This is a genomic window from Bradyrhizobium macuxiense (assembly GCF_007993935.1).
Lineage (GTDB): Bacteria > Pseudomonadota > Alphaproteobacteria > Rhizobiales > Xanthobacteraceae > Bradyrhizobium > Bradyrhizobium macuxiense_A.
The window spans coordinates 145,070-159,258 of sequence record NZ_VITY01000006.1 but is presented as its reverse complement, the minus strand read 5'-3'; the positions used below and the strand labels follow the sequence as shown (position 1 = coordinate 159,258).

Below are 14,189 nucleotides of genomic sequence, written 5' to 3'. Positions count from 1 at the left end.
GGCCGCGAGCGTAGCCCTACGCCACGTTCTGGTCGAGGATGTCGACCGCGCCCTGCAGGTCGACCGACACCAGCTGCGACACGCCGCGCTCGGCCATGGTGACGCCGAACAGCCGGTTCATCCGCGCCATCGTGATCGGATTGTGCGTGATGATGATGAAGCGCGTGTCGGTCGAGCCGGTCATTTCGTGCAGCAGGCTGCAGAACCGTTCGACGTTGTGGTCGTCGAGCGGCGCGTCGACTTCGTCCAGCACGCAGATCGGCGACGGGTTGGTGAGGAACACCGCGAAGATCAGCGAGAGCGCGGTCAACGCCTGCTCGCCGCCCGAGAGCAGCGACAGGGTCTGCGGCTTCTTGCCCGGCGGCTTGGCGATGATCTCGAGGCCGGCCTCGAGCGGATCGTCGCTCTCGATCAGGTGCAGCGCCGCTTCGCCGCCGCCGAACAGCTCGGTGAACAGCCGCTTGAAGTGGTTGTTGACGGTCTCAAACGAGGTCAAGAGACGCTCGCGGGCCTCGCGGTTGAGGCTCTGGATGCCCTGGCGCAGCCGCTTGATCGCCTCGACGAGGTCGTCGCGCTCGGTGGTCAGCGCGGTGTGCTGGGTCTCGACTTCCTTGAGCTCTTCCTCGGCGCGCAGATTGACGGCGCCGAGCCGCTCGCGGTCGCGGCGCAGCTTCTCGAGTTCTTCCTCGACCTGCGCGACCGGCGGCAGCTCCTGGCCCGGCTCGATCTCGGCCATGCCGACGACCGCGCTCGGCTCGACCTCGAGCATGTCGTGGATCTCGCGCTCGATATCGGCGAGGCGGCGGCGGGTGCCTTCCATGCGCTCTTCGGCGCGCGCTGTGGCTTCGCGGGAGGACGACAGCGCTTCGAGCGTGGCCTTGGCGACGCGGTCGGTTTCCGCCATCGCCGCTTCGGCGGTCGCGAGCGCGTCGGCGGCGATGCGGCGATCGCCCTCGGCGTGCTCGATCTCCGTGATCAGCGCGCTGCGCTTCTCGGCGAACACCTCCGGCGCATTGGCCAGCTCTTCGCGCTCGATCGACACCTCGGCAATACGCGCCTCGATGGTCCCGACCTGTGAGGCGGCGCTTGTCTTGCGGTTCTGCCATTCGTTGCGTTCGGCAAGGATCGCCTGCACGCGGCGGTCGGCGAGCTCGGCTTCGCGGGCGAGCGCTTGCGCCTCGGCGCGGACCTGCGCCGCGGCACGGCGCTGGTTGTCGATCTCGGCGCGAACCGCGGCGAGCTGGGCCTCGGTCTCGACACCCGGCGGCAGCTCGGCGAGCGCGGCGGCCGCGCTTTCATGCGCGGCCTCGGCCTCGGCGCGGTCGGCGGCGACGCGGCTGTGCGCCTCGGTCAGCGCCGATTTGCGCGCGGCGTGGCGGTTGATCTCGCGCTCGGTCGCGGCATGGCGTTCGCGCGCGGCGTCGGTCTCGCGGCGGGCGGCGCGCACGGCTTCGCGCGAGGCACCCTCGGCGGCGGACGCCGAGCGCAGTTCCTCCTCAGCCGTCTCCAGCGCCTGGCGCTTGGCGGCGGCGTCGATGCGGGCCTGTTCCAGCTCATGCTCGATGTCGACCAGGCGGGCGCGTTCGGCGAGGCGGCGCGCGGCGCCGGTCGGGGCATGCGCGTCGGCGACAAAGCCGTCCCAGCGCCAGACATCGCCTTCGAGCGACACCAGCCGCTGGCCGGTCTTCAGCTGCGACACCAGCGCGGCGCCGCGCTCCTTGGCTACGACACCGATCTGGGCGAGACGGCGCGCCAGTTCCGGCGGCGCCTGGACGTGATCGGCCAGCCGCTCGACGCCGTCAGGCAGCGAAGGATCGCCCGCGGCTTCGCCGACATTGGTCCAGCGCATCGGCGCGGAGGAATCGACGGGCGCATCGAGGTCGTCGCCGAGCACGGCGCCGATCGCCTTTTCATAGCCCTTGGCGACCGTGATGCCGTCGATGATCGGCGGCCACAGATTCTTGGTCTCGCTGGTGACCAGCTTGGAGATGGTGCGGGCTTCGGTCTCGAGCCGCTGCACGCGCTTCTCGGCCTCAACGAGCGGATTGCGGGAGGCTTCCAGCGTCTGCCGTGCGGCAGCGTGGTGCGCCTCGCTCTCCTGCACCGCGGCCTCGGATTCGGCGAGCGTCTGCTGCGCGATCTCCATGGCGGCGGCGAGCGCGTCGATGTCGCCGAGATTGCCGGTCTCCTGCGCGAGCTTGGTCTCCTCGGCCTGGACGTTGGCGATCTCCTGATCGAGCCGTGCCAGCCGGTCGCGATGGGTGCGCACGCCGGCTTCGAGCTGGTTGCGCTTGGCGGTGAGGTCGGCGAGTTGCGTGGTCAGCTCCGAGAACTGGCGCTCGGTCGCGGCCAGGATCTCTTCGGCCTCCGAGACGCGCTCGTCGACGCCGGAGCGCTTCTCGACGCGCGACTTGATCTCTTCCTTCAGCTCGGCGTCTTCGGTGTCGAGCCGCTGCAACGCGATGTCGGCGTCCGAGGTCTGCTGCTGCTCGCGCGCGATGTCCTGGGCGAACTGGGTGAGGCGGCGATCGAGCTCGCCGACGCGCTCCTTGGCGCGCTGCTCCTCGCGGTCGAGCATCTCGCGCGCGTTGGTCAGGCGCTGCAGGCCGGCGGCGGCGCGCGCCTCGGCATCGCGCAGCGCGGGCAATTCGGTGGCGCGGATCGCCTGGATGCGCGCGGCTTCCGCCTGATGCTGGGTGCGCTCGGCCATCTCGCGCACGGCGAGATCGTGGGTGCGCGCGGCGTCGTTGACGTCGGCATTGGCCTCGATCCAGCGCAGATGGAACAGCATGGCCTCGGACTTGCGCACCTTGGCCGCGACCTCGCGGTAGCGAATCGCCTGGCGGGCCTGCTTCTTCAGGCCTTCCATCTGGCCGGTGAGCTGGCCGATCACGTCCTCGACGCGGGTGAGGTTGGTTTCGGCCGCCTTGAGCCGCAGTTCCGCCTCGTGGCGGCGGGCATGCAGACCGGCGACGCCGGCGGCGTCTTCGAGCACGCGGCGGCGCTGCTCGGGCTTGGCCTGGATGATCTCGCCGATCTTGCCCTGGTGGACCAGCGCCGGCGAACGCGCGCCGGTGGCGGCGTCGGCGAACAGGATCTGCACGTCGCGGGCACGCACGTCGCGGCCGTTGATGCGGTAGACCGAGCCGGCCTCGCGCTCGATGCGGCGGGAGATTTCGAGCAGCTGGCTGTCATTCATCGCGGCCGGCGCCGAGCGATCGGAATTGTCGATCGTCATCACGACTTCGGCATGGTTGCGCGCCGGACGGTTGCCGGAACCGGCGAAGATCACGGCATCCATGTCGGCGGCGCGCAGCGACTTGTGCGAAGTCTCGCCCATCGCCCAGCGCAGCGCTTCGACGAGATTGGATTTGCCGCAGCCGTTCGGTCCGACGACGCCGGTCAGGCCCGGCTCGATCATGAAATCGGTGGGTTCAACGAACGACTTGAAACCGTGCAGGCGGAGGCGCGTGAGCTTCATGTACACAAATCTCGTTTGGCCGGGCGCGAATCTCCCTGCCGTGACAATACCATGGATGGCAATGTCGGTGTCTGGGCTGAATAGCTGCGTGCAGCTCTCATGAGCGGGGACAATGGCGATGCCTGCGCGTCAGGGCAACCGCTTGACCAAGCTTTTCCCAAGGGATTTGCAGGGGTTTTATGGCCTCTGCATGTCCGCGGAGATTCGCATCGGGCGAATCAGGTTTTCAACAACGAAATAATGCGATCGCCGCATGTAGTGACCGCAAGTCATCCACAATTATCGTGCCCGACTCAAAATCGGGCACGACGATGTCAGGCTCGAAGGTTTGCGATCAGCTCTTCAGCAGCGGATCGATGTGCTTGCTGAATTCCTCGAACGAGGTCTCGCCCTTCAGCATCTCGCCATTGACGAAGAAGGTCGGCGTCGAGTTCACCTTCAGCACGTCGTTGGCGTATTTCTGGTCGGCGGCGATCTTGTCGAGCAGCGTCTGATCCTTCAGGCAGTCCTCGACCTGCTGCTGGCTGAGGCCGGCCTGCTTGCCGATCCGGGTCAACGTCTCGGTGGTGTTCTTCATCACCCAGTCGTTCTGCTGGCGGAACAGCAGGTCGATCACGGCGAAGTACTTCGGCGCGTCATCCTTGGCGATGCAGCGCGCCAGCATCGAGCCGGCGGCGGCCTTGATGTCGAGCGGGAATTCGCGGAACACGTAGCGGACCTTGCCGCTGTCGATGTAGGTCGACTTGATCTTCGGGAACACGGTCTCGTTGAAATTGGCGCAGTGCGGGCAGGTCATCGAGGCGTATTCGACGATGGTCACCTTGGCGTCCTGCGGGCCGAGCCCCATGTCCGGCAGCGACTGCGGCTTGGCGACCTCGGCGGCGGTCTGCGCGAACGCGTCCGTGATCAGGCGCAGCGGCGACAGGCCGGCGAGGGCGGCAAGCCCGGTCAGCGAGAGAGCGGTGGTGAAAGCGCGGCGCGTGATGATCAAGGTCAGCTCCCGGATTGGCGCATTCACGCCACAATGAAGGGGGTCCCGAAAAAGAAGCCTTCGCTAGCTTGAAACGGCCATTGTGGCAATGCCGGGGTCTCGCGGCCGGCCTGCGGAAAAGCGTCAATTTCGCTTGATCGAGGCACCCAGCCGGGCCAGCGCCGCGCGCAGATCGTCGTCCTCCACGGCGCCGAGGTTTGCCGCCTCCCGGGCCACGATTTTGGCGTCGGGCGGGCGCGGCCGCGCCGGGCGGCTGCGGCGCGAGAGGGGCGCCTGCCGGATCGTCAGGCGGCCGACCGCGTGCCAGCCGAAGAAGCGGTTGACTCGTTCCAGGATCACGTCGGAGGAGTGCTGGATCTCGAGTGCCATCGGCCCCTCGACCCGCAGCACCAGCGTCGCCGGCTCCTGGGGCTGGCCCTCCACCGGCCGCGGCCACTGCATCTTCAACGGCTCGCAAAAGGTGGCGATCCGCTCGCCCGCGATCTCGGTCCAGCGCGTCACCAGTTCGCGCGCGGCAAAGCCCTGCTTGGCATAGGCGTCGGTGAAGACGTCGCGGAGCAGGATCGACAGGGGCTTTGCGCTGATCGGGCCGGGTTTGGACATGGGAGGGTTATACCATGGTGCCCGGCGGCCATCAGGCCGCCGCGCGTGGACGGATGGCCTTGAGATCGCGGTCGATCTCGCGGCGCCGTTGCATCAGGTCATAGTCCATCTGCAGCCCAAGGAAAAACCCCTCCGATAGGCCAAAATAGCGTGCCAGCCGCAGGTCGGTATCGGCGGTGATGTCGCGCTTGCCCAGCACAATCTCATTGATGCGGCGCGGGGCCACATGAACGGCCCGCGCCAGCCCGTTCTGACTGAGGCCCATCGGCTTGAGGAACTCCTCAAGCAGGATCTCGCCGGGATGGGGGTTGTGGAGCAGCCCGCCCTTAGTCGTGGTAGTCGACGATTTCGACATGTGCCGGTCCTCCCTCATCCCATACAAAGCAGATACGCCATTGATCGTTGATCCGAATCGAATGCTGTCCCAGCCGGTCAGCCTTCAATGCTTCGAGGTGGTTACCGGGTGGCACGCGCAGGTCGCTCAAAGTGCGGGCTTGATTAAGAAGGCGGAGTTTCCTGAGCGCAACGTTCTGGATATCTGGCGGCAATCTCTTGCTGCGCCGGCCCGACCAGATCAATGCTGTCTCGGGATCGGCGAAACTCTCGATCATGTGCGCACTATAACGCGTTGCGTCATAGTTTGCAATGATTGGCCGTTGGTGGAGCCTGAATCCAGAGGAAGAAACGTGTCCCAGTCACGAGCGACCAAGCGAAGACCGCAACAGGATGCGCCCGACCGCCCGGCGCGGCTGCTCGCCTGGTATGACCGGCATCGCCGGACGCTGCCGTGGCGCGCGAAGGCCGGGGAGCGGGCGGATCCGTACCGCGTATGGCTGTCCGAGATCATGCTGCAGCAGACCACGGTGCGGGCGGTCGGGCCTTACTTCGAGAAATTCGTGGCGCGCTGGCCGGACGTCACCCTGCTCGGCCGCGCCTCGCTCGACGACGTGCTGAGAATGTGGGCCGGGCTCGGCTATTATTCGCGGGCGCGCAACCTGCACGCCTGCGCGGTCGCGGTGACGGGCGACCATGGCGGGGTCTTTCCGGACACCGAGGAGGGCCTGCGCGCGTTGCCCGGCATTGGGCCGTACACGGCGGCGGCGATCGCCGCGATCGCGTTCGACCGCCGCACCATGCCGGTCGACGGCAATATCGAGCGCGTGGTCACCCGGCTCTACGCCATCGAGGAGGCGCTGCCGCAGGCCAAGCCGCTGATCAAGGAGATGGCGACAACATTGCTCGGCCCGGCTCGCGCCGGCGACAGTGCGCAGGCGCTGATGGATATCGGCGCCACGATCTGCACGCCGAAGAAGCCGGCCTGCGCATTATGTCCGCTGAATGACGATTGCGCAGGCCGCATCCGGGGCGATCAGGAAACCTTCCCGCGCAAGGCGCCGAAGAAGAGCGGCGTGTTGCGCCGCGGCGCCGCCTTCGTGGTGACGCGCGGCGGCGAACTCCTGGTGCGCTCGCGCCCGGAAAAGGGCCTGCTCGGCGGCATGACCGAGGTGCCGGGATCGCAATGGCAGGCCGGACTGGAGGATGCTGCCGCACTTGCACAGGCGCCGGAACTCAAGGGCGTCGGGCGCTGGCACCGCAAGGCCGGCGTCGTCACGCATGTGTTCACGCATTTCCCGCTCGAACTCGTCGTCTACAGCGCGAGCGTTGCGTCGCGGACCCGCGCGCCTGATGGCATGCGCTGGGTGCCGGTCGAGACGCTGGACGGCGAGGCGTTTCCCAACGTGATGCGCAAGGTCATCGCGCACGGGCTCGATCTCTAGAAGCGGGCTGGATCTCTAGAAGGTGACGACCTGCTGACACCATGCTGGCAGCAGCGGTCGGCTATCACGGCAGGCACAATGGAGGGCCGCCATGATCGCAACCGCGCTTGACCAAATTCCGATGCCGCGTGTCGCAAAACTGCTCGGCTGGCAGCTTGTCGATGCACGCCCGCAGGAGGGCTGGATCAAGATGGCCTTCGACGGCAAGCAGGATTTCTGCAATCCGGCTGGCTTCATCCAGGGCGGCATGCTCTCGGCGATGCTCGACGACACGATGGGGCCGGCGGTGTTCGTGATGACCGAGGGCAGGCTCTTCACCACGACGATCTCGATGACCGTGAACTTTCTGGCACCCGCCAAGCCCGGACCGATCACCGGCGAGGCGACGGTGACACAGCTCGGCAAGACCATCGCCTTTGTCGAGGGCCGGCTGACCGCCGCGGACGGCACGCTGCTCGCGACGGCGAGCAGTAGCATCCGCCTGGTGGAGGCGACACGGGCGCTGCGCTGATGGCGCGCGCGCAACTAGCAGTCCCGTCACCCTGAGGAGCGCGCGTCTCGAAGGGTCGACGGCCCTGCTTGTGGCCGTGCATCCTTCGAGGCTCGCTCCGCTCGCACCTCAGGATGACGGGGATAGATTTCGCAGCTACGGGGATAGATTTCGCAGCTTAAGCAAAGCTACCCTGGCCGCTGCACGATCGGCGGCTTGGCATTCAGCCCCTCGACCTGGAAGCCGGCGACGCGCTTGTAGTTGGCGGCGATGTCTTCCAGCTCCTGCTGCGATAGCACCTCGGTGACGAGCTTGAAGCCATCAGGCGCGCGCTCCTCGACCAGCTGCATCACCTGTTCCGGACCGTTGCGGCGGTTCAGCATCACGAGGTCGGTCGTTGCGGGTCGCCGTTCGGCCTCATAGGCCGCGAGCGCGGTCTGCGTTGCGCCATGCGCCAGGATTTCGCGCGTCAGCGTGCGCGCATCCAAAATCGCCTGCGAAGCGCCGTTGGAGCCGATCGGGTACATCGGATGCGCGGCGTCGCCCATCAGCGTGACGCGACCGAAGGTCCATTGCGGGATCGGATCGCGATCGACCAGCGGATATTCATAGGCATGCGGGCAATTCCGGATCAGGCCCGGCACGTCGAGCCAGTCGAAATTCCAGCTCTCGAACCACGGCAGGAACTCGTCGAGCTTTGCGGTGCGGTTATAGTCCTCGCGGCGCCATTGATAGGTCGGCGGCATGTGGCGCTCGGCGACCCAGTTGATGTCGAACTTGCCGTCGGCGCCGGCTTCCTTCGAGATCGGATAGCAGACGAATTTCAACGTCTCGTGGCCGGCCATGATCATGGTGCGCCCGGTCAGGAAGGCGTTGCCGCGGGTGATGCCGCGCCACAGGATGCGGCCGTTCCAGATCGGCGGCCCTTCCTTCGGATAGAGCTTCTCGCGCACCGCCGAATGGATGCCGTCGGCGGCGATCAGCACCGCGCCGTCATAGCTGCCCGCCGGCTTGCCGGTGGCGCGGTCGATGAAGTCGGCGCGGACGCCGTCCGCGGTCTCGGTCCAGCCGGTGAGGTGATGGCTGGTCAGGATGTTCGCAGCTCCCAGCCGTGCGGTCGCGGCATCGAGCAGCAGCTGTTGCAGGCGGCCGCGATGGATCGAGAATTGCGGCCATTTGTAGCCGGCCTCGAGCCCGCGCGGCTCGCTCCAGATCGGCTTGCCGTGCTTGGAGAAATAGGCGAGCTCGCGGGTGCGCACCGCCGATGCGTCGAGCACATCGTGCAGGCCGAGCTCGATCAGTTCGCGCACCGCATGCGGCAGCACGTTGATGCCGACGCCGAGCGGCTTCAGCTCGGGCACGCTCTCGAACACGCGGCAGGGCACCCCGATCTGGTGCAGGCTGAGCGCCAGCGTCAGTCCGCCAATTCCGCCACCTGCAATAAGCACAGTCATGAAAAGCCCTCTCGATCGGCCATGGTCATCGCACGGCGGCGGCGCCGCGGGCAAGGTCCGCGGCGGCGCGCGGGGTGGACGGCAAGGGAGGCTGCCGCTAACGTCCGCCGCATCCCATAAAAAGGTAAGGGCCGGGTTCGCCACGAACCGACAAGGCCCGCAGAGGACAACGATATGCTCAAGCTCTATACCGCCCCCGGCACCTGTGCGCTCGCCTCCCACATCGCGCTGGCCGAAGCCGGCGCGCCCTATACGGTCGAGCGGCTTGACTTCAAGGTCAACCAGCAGAACAGCCCGGAATATCTCAAGATCAACCCCAAGGGACGCGTGCCCACGCTGGTGACTGATCGTGGCGTGCTGACCGAGACCCCGGCGATGCTGGCCTACATTGCGCAGACCTATCCGCAGGCGAAGCTCGCGCCGCTCGACGATGCCTTCGCATTCGCCAGGCTGCAGTCCTTCAATTCCTATCTCTGCTCGACGGTGCATGTCTGCCACGCCCACAAGATGCGCGGCGCACGCTGGGCGACGCAGGAGAGTTCGTTCGCCGACATGAAGACGATGATCCCGAAGACCATGGGCGCCTGCTTCAACCTGATCGAGCGCGACATGCTCGCGGGACCGTGGGTGATGGGCGACAGCTACACGGTGGCCGACGCCTATCTCTATACGCTCACGCTCTGGCTCGACGGCGACGGCGTCGACGTTGCGACGCTGCCCAAGGTGAAGGCGCATCGCGCGGCGATGGAGCAGCGGCCGGCGGTGCAGAAGGTGCTGGCGGAGCAGAGGGCGTAAGCAACAAATTCGCTGTCGTCCCGGCGCAGGCCGGGACCCATAACCACAAATCTCGCCTGTGGTGCGACGCTGGGGCCACAGCCCTTCAATCCCCAATTCACAACTGTGGTTATGGGTCCCGGCCTTCGCCGGGACGACGTGTGGATAGAGCGTGCCGTTACGCCTTCCCCGTCTCCAGCTCCCGTCCGGTCTCCAGCATCAGCTTGCGCAGCCAGATCGAGCCCGGATCCATCTGCGCCCGCGTCGGGTAGAACATGTGCTGCTCGTCGATCCCGGGATCGAGCGGCGGCGTCACCGTCACCAGCGAGAGCTGCTTCGACAGCGCCGAGATCAGCCGGCGCGGCACGAAGGCGACGAGGTCGGTGCGCGCGGTGACGTGCAGCGCCTCGATATAGCCCGGCACCACCAGCGCGATCCGCCGCTCGATGCCCTTGCCGCGCAGCCATGTGTCGATCAGATCCTCGTTCTGGCCGCGGATGATCACGGCAACATGACGTGCGGCGAGGAATGCCTCGCGCTTCTTCAGCCGCGTACCGGCGGGATGGCCGCGGCGCACCGCGAGCGCATCGCTGTCGGTGTAGAGCCGCTGACGGTGAAAGCCCTTGAAGGAGTCGCCGATCGAGATCACGAGATCGATGGTGCGGGCGAATTCCGCCGTGAAGATCGCGGGTCCCCGCCACGGCACCACGTCGATGGTGATGTTCGGCGCCAGCCGCGTCACCTTCTCCATCAGCGACGGCATCAACAGCTCGACCGCGAGGTCGGGCATCATCAGGCGGAAATGCCGCTCGCTGCGCGCCGCATCGAAATCGTCGGAGATGAACAGCGTGCGCACCTGGTCGAGCGCCTGCGCCAGCGGCGAACGCAGCGCCTGCGCCCGCGGCGTCAGCTCCATGCGCGCGCCGTTGCGCACCAGCAGCGGGTCGCCGATCAGGTCGCGCAGCCGCTGCAGCGCGTGGCTGGTCGCCGGCTGCGACAGATTGAGCCGCATCGCGGCGCGGCTGACATTGGCTTCGCGCAGCAGGGAGTCGAGCGCGACAAGCAGATTGAGGTCAAGCGAATTCAAATTCATCAGGTGAATATATATCATATCGCCTATCGATTGGAAGAATGCGTGTCGGCGCCGCATGGTCAGGAGGCAAGGCGTTCTCACGCGTCGCGAACCGCGGTTCGCGCGCAGGAGCGCCTGAGATCAGAGCCAACCCATCGCAAGGAGACGCGCCATGAGCGCAGCCGACAACAAGAAACTGGTGCAGGAGATGTTCGTGATCGCAGGCAGTCCCGATCCCGCGGTGCGCGAGAAATCGCTGTTCATGGCAACGCTTGCCGATGACGCGATCTGGACCGTGACCGGGCAATATTCCTGGTCGCGCACCTTCACCGGCAAGCAATCGATCATGACCGACCTGCACGGCCATGTCCGCTCGAGACTGGTCGAACGCGGCCGCACTGTCGCGCATCGTATCATCGCCGACGGCGACATCGTCGTGGTCGAGGCCAAGGGCAACAACCTCACCAAGGAAGGTCAGCGCTACGACAACGACTATTGCCTGGTGTTCCGCTTCGACGACGGCCGGATCAAGGAGGTGCGGGAATATTGCGACTCGGTCCTGACCGAGAAAGCGCTCGGCGCGTTTCCGGCATAGCCACGCGCCGCAAGTAGGCCACACAAATGAAAACGGCGCCCGCGAGGGCGCCGTCTTGCTGTCGTATCGATCGGCTTATGCCACCTTGTTCTTGATGTGGCCGAACATGATGTCGCGGGCCGCGTCGTCCATCTCGGCCTTGAAGGTGTGCTTGTCCTTTAGCGCGATCGCGCGCGCCGCCGCCGGCCGCGCCGAGATCTCGTCGACCAGCCGTTTCACGTTCGGATACTTCGCGTAGCCTTCCTCGCCGAGAATGAACGGCGCCATCCGCGCCCAGCCCCAGAACGCCATGTCGACGATCGTGTAGCTGTCGCCGACCATGTAGCGGGATTTCGCCAGGTGATCGTCGAGGATCTTGTAGTGGCGGTGCGCCTCGTACTGATAGCGGTTGTTGGCGTAGTCGAGGTCCTTCGGCGCGAAATGCTTGAAGTGCACGGCCTGGCCGGAATACGGCCCGAGGCCGGTCGCGATGAACATCAGCCAGGACAGCGTCGCGGCGCGGTTCGCCGGCGTGTTGGCGGGCAGGAACTTGCCGTGCTCCTCGGCGAGGTAAAGCAGGATCGCGTTGCTATCGAACACCAGCACGCCGTCATCGTCGATCGCCGGCACCTTGCCGTTCGGATTGACCTTCAGGTAATCAGGCGCGAACTGCTCGCCCTTGCGGGTGTCGACCGGGATCGCCTCGAACGGCAGGCCGGATTCTTCCAGGAACAGTGCGATCTTGTTCGGATTCGGCGCGCCATTGAAATAGAATTTGATCATGAAGTGACTCCCTTGGTTCTTGCGACCGGCGAGACGGGACGCGGCGGGGAAGGCCGCAGACGGGTCCCTCTTGCGCAAATTTCGCCGCAACGCGCAAGCGACGAGTTTGTGAATCAGGGTCGCGTGCCGCGCTGGTCAGCCGGCCCAGAAGAAGCCAAGGATACCCGCGGCGATCAGCGCAATTCCCGCGAGGTCCAGCAGGACGGCGGAGCGGGTCGCGGCATGCAGGTGTGAAAGCTGCGTCGCCCGCTCGGAGCCGCGGGCAAAGCCGTGCACGATGATCTCCTCGTTGAATTCGCCATGCGCCTCGAGGGCGAGCGTCAGCCCGACGCAGACCAGCAGGATGCCGAAGATGATCAGACCGAAGAATCCGAGCAGGCCGATCAGCAGCATCGGAAACATGCCGAGCAGGAAGATCGGCAGCAGCGGCACCAGCAGCAGGGTCTCGGATTGTCTTCGCATCGGGGCGACCAATCGAAACGGCAAGTGACGGAGGTGAGTGTAAGCCCGCCGCCGTGGCGCAACAAGGCGGCCCGCGTTCAAGACGGCGTCATTGTTCTCCACCGTCATTCCCCGATGCGCAATTGCGCATCTGAGGGCGCCGCGAAGCGGCGAGCCCGGAATGACGGATGAGGATAAGTCGGCCCAGGTCTCAGAACCGTAGGATGGGTGGAGCGAAGCGATACCCATCGATCACACGGCGAGAAAGTGATGGGTTTCGCTTCGCTCTACCCATCCTACTGAGCGGCAATGCGGCCCGCTCAGCCCACCGCCATCTCGGAGCGGATCTCGGCGCGCAGCTCGTCGATCAGGCGCAGGCCGGTCTTGGTCTCGACGTGCCAGAAGGTCCAGCCGTTGCAGGCGCCGGAGCCCTGCGCGACCGCGCCGATGCGGTGGATCGAGCCGACCTTGTCGCCGAGCATGATGGCGCCGTCGGCGCGCACCAATGCGCCGTGGCGCTTCTTGGCGTCGACCAGCTTTGCGCCGGGCACGATCATGCCGCGCTCGATCAGTTCGGAGAACGCGACGCGAGGGGCCTCGCGTGCGGTCATGAACGGCGCCAGCGTTGCTTCCGGCAGCGGCTCGACCGCGGCGATGCGGGCTTCGGCTGCGGCGGCATAGGTCCGGTCGCGTTCGAAGCCGATATAGTTGCGGCCGAGGCGCTTGGCGACGGCGCCGGTGGTGCCGGTGCCGTTGAACGGATCGATCACGAGATCGCCGGGCTTCGACGACGACAGCAGCACGCGGGCGAGCAGCTGCTCGGGCTTCTGCGTCGGATGAACCTTCTTGCCGTCGTCGCCCTTGAGGCGCTCCTCGCCGGTGCACAGCGGGATCAGCCAGTCGGAGCGCGCCTGCACGTCCTCGTTGGACGCCTTCAGCGCTTCATAGTTGAAGGTGTAGCCCTTGGCCTTCTCGTCGCGCGCGGCCCAGATCATGGTTTCGTGCGCGTTGGTGAAGCGGCGGCCGCGGAAGTTCGGCATCGGATTGGACTTGCGCCACACGATGTCGTTCAGGAGCCAGAAGCCGAGGTCCTGCATGATCGCGCCGACGCGGAAGATGTTGTGATAGGAGCCGATCACCCACAGCGTTGCCGACGGCTTCATCACGCGGCGGCAGGCGAGCAGCCAAGCGCGGGTGAAATCGTCATAGGCAGCGAACGACGAGAACTTGTCCCAGTCGTCGTCGACGGCATCGACATGCGATTCGTCGGGACGCTTGAGATCGCCCTTGAGCTGCAGATTGTAGGGAGGATCGGCGAAGACCAGGTCGACCGAGCCGGCCTGAAGCTTCGACAATTCGGCCACGCAATCGCCAATGACGATGTGGCTCGACGGGGCACTCTCAAATTTAGTGCGGGGCGCCCTTGCAGACGCCCCGCGACGCGACACTACCATGACTCAAGAACTCTGACTCAGGCGACGCTGTCGGCGACGCGGGACTAAACAACCGACTGGCGCCACATTGACCCGGCAAAGTAAAAATCGACTTAATTGGAAATGTTCATGCAAAAGATTGCAGCAGCTTTCGAACGACGTGGCGCATTGGCGTCGGCGTTGTGCTGCAACATCAGCGCGTTCTGCGAAAAATTTTACGGATCATCAAACCGGCACGATTCGGCCGGTAAATCGGCCGGCGCTTGCAGTGTTCGCGGCGCAAAGGATGCGCGTGCAACGGGCTAGGCAATTTTT

At 65.9% G+C, this 14,189-nt stretch carries 15 protein-coding genes; 5 read left to right on the top strand and 10 right to left on the bottom strand.

Translation table 11 applies throughout. The features are described from left to right. Positions 1 to 16 precede the first annotated feature (16 nt). From smc to FBZ93_RS17685, 5 genes are all read right to left on the bottom strand, one after another. Complete coding sequence (gene smc / locus FBZ93_RS17705) at positions 17 to 3,481, bottom strand: chromosome segregation protein SMC (RefSeq protein ID WP_146987177.1); 3,465 nt, start codon at positions 3,479 to 3,481, stop codon at positions 17 to 19. A gap of 334 nt (positions 3,482 to 3,815) precedes the next feature. Continuing rightward, the gene (locus FBZ93_RS17700) at positions 3,816 to 4,472 is read right to left on the bottom strand and encodes a DsbA family protein (RefSeq protein ID WP_074132364.1); all 657 of its coding nucleotides are present in this window, start codon (positions 4,470 to 4,472) and stop codon (positions 3,816 to 3,818) included. 123 nt (positions 4,473 to 4,595) lie between these two features. Next, positions 4,596 to 5,075: a DUF721 domain-containing protein gene (locus FBZ93_RS17695; protein WP_146987176.1), complete on the bottom strand. Its 480-nt coding sequence runs from the start codon at positions 5,073 to 5,075 to the stop codon at positions 4,596 to 4,598. A 31-nt stretch (positions 5,076 to 5,106) separates the two neighbouring features. Next, entirely contained in the window at positions 5,107 to 5,430 is a 324-nt protein-coding gene (locus FBZ93_RS17690) for a HigA family addiction module antitoxin (protein WP_021076039.1), read from the bottom strand. Next, the gene (locus tag FBZ93_RS17685; RefSeq protein WP_146987175.1) at positions 5,402 to 5,686 is read right to left on the bottom strand and encodes a type II toxin-antitoxin system RelE/ParE family toxin; all 285 of its coding nucleotides are present in this window, start codon (positions 5,684 to 5,686) and stop codon (positions 5,402 to 5,404) included. Before FBZ93_RS17685 ends, FBZ93_RS17690 begins: the two co-directional genes overlap by 29 nt. A gap of 75 nt (positions 5,687 to 5,761) precedes the next feature. Between FBZ93_RS17685 and mutY the strand changes: the two genes are divergently transcribed. After that, on the top strand, positions 5,762 to 6,853 hold the full coding sequence (gene mutY / locus FBZ93_RS17680; RefSeq protein ID WP_146987174.1) for an A/G-specific adenine glycosylase: 1,092 nt from the start codon (positions 5,762 to 5,764) through the stop codon (positions 6,851 to 6,853). Between the two features lie 91 nt (positions 6,854 to 6,944). Further along, entirely contained in the window at positions 6,945 to 7,364 is a 420-nt protein-coding gene (locus FBZ93_RS17675; RefSeq protein WP_146987173.1) for a PaaI family thioesterase, read from the top strand. A gap of 167 nt (positions 7,365 to 7,531) precedes the next feature. Here FBZ93_RS17675 and FBZ93_RS17670 read toward each other — a convergent pair whose 3' ends face one another. Further along, positions 7,532 to 8,797 (bottom strand): flavin-dependent oxidoreductase, encoded by a 1,266-nt coding sequence (locus FBZ93_RS17670; RefSeq protein WP_146987172.1) that lies wholly within the window; start codon positions 8,795 to 8,797, stop codon positions 7,532 to 7,534. 174 nt (positions 8,798 to 8,971) lie between these two features. On the opposite strand from FBZ93_RS17670, the gene FBZ93_RS17665 reads away from it, so the two are divergent. Then, a complete protein-coding gene (locus tag FBZ93_RS17665) occupies positions 8,972 to 9,592 on the top strand; it encodes a glutathione S-transferase family protein (RefSeq protein WP_146987171.1) in 621 nt (206 codons plus the stop codon). A gap of 157 nt (positions 9,593 to 9,749) precedes the next feature. Here FBZ93_RS17665 and FBZ93_RS17660 read toward each other — a convergent pair whose 3' ends face one another. Continuing rightward, positions 9,750 to 10,664, bottom strand: coding sequence for a LysR family transcriptional regulator (locus tag FBZ93_RS17660; protein WP_146987435.1), 915 nt, complete (start codon positions 10,662 to 10,664; stop codon positions 9,750 to 9,752). Between the two features lie 151 nt (positions 10,665 to 10,815). Here FBZ93_RS17660 and FBZ93_RS17655 point away from each other — a divergent pair, with 151 nt between their 5' ends. Beyond that, the gene (locus FBZ93_RS17655; RefSeq protein WP_146987170.1) at positions 10,816 to 11,238 is read left to right on the top strand and encodes a nuclear transport factor 2 family protein; all 423 of its coding nucleotides are present in this window, start codon (positions 10,816 to 10,818) and stop codon (positions 11,236 to 11,238) included. Between the two features lie 75 nt (positions 11,239 to 11,313). Here the strand turns inward: FBZ93_RS17655 and FBZ93_RS17650 are convergent, their stop codons facing one another. The 3 genes from FBZ93_RS17650 to FBZ93_RS17640 all read right to left on the bottom strand — a co-directional run bounded on the left by FBZ93_RS17650 (position 11,314) and on the right by FBZ93_RS17640 (position 13,895). Continuing rightward, positions 11,314 to 12,000 (bottom strand): glutathione S-transferase family protein, encoded by a 687-nt coding sequence (locus FBZ93_RS17650; RefSeq protein ID WP_146987169.1) that lies wholly within the window; start codon positions 11,998 to 12,000, stop codon positions 11,314 to 11,316. 135 nt (positions 12,001 to 12,135) lie between these two features. Beyond that, on the bottom strand, positions 12,136 to 12,462 hold the full coding sequence (locus tag FBZ93_RS17645) for a hypothetical protein (RefSeq protein ID WP_146987168.1): 327 nt from the start codon (positions 12,460 to 12,462) through the stop codon (positions 12,136 to 12,138). 299 nt (positions 12,463 to 12,761) lie between these two features. Beyond that, positions 12,762 to 13,895, bottom strand: a complete 1,134-nt coding sequence (locus FBZ93_RS17640) for a site-specific DNA-methyltransferase (RefSeq protein ID WP_146987167.1) — start codon at positions 13,893 to 13,895, stop codon at positions 12,762 to 12,764. A gap of 108 nt (positions 13,896 to 14,003) precedes the next feature. Here FBZ93_RS17640 and FBZ93_RS40640 point away from each other — a divergent pair, with 108 nt between their 5' ends. Further along, on the top strand, positions 14,004 to 14,180 hold the full coding sequence (locus FBZ93_RS40640) for a hypothetical protein (RefSeq protein WP_167529087.1): 177 nt from the start codon (positions 14,004 to 14,006) through the stop codon (positions 14,178 to 14,180). Positions 14,181 to 14,189 lie beyond the last annotated feature (9 nt).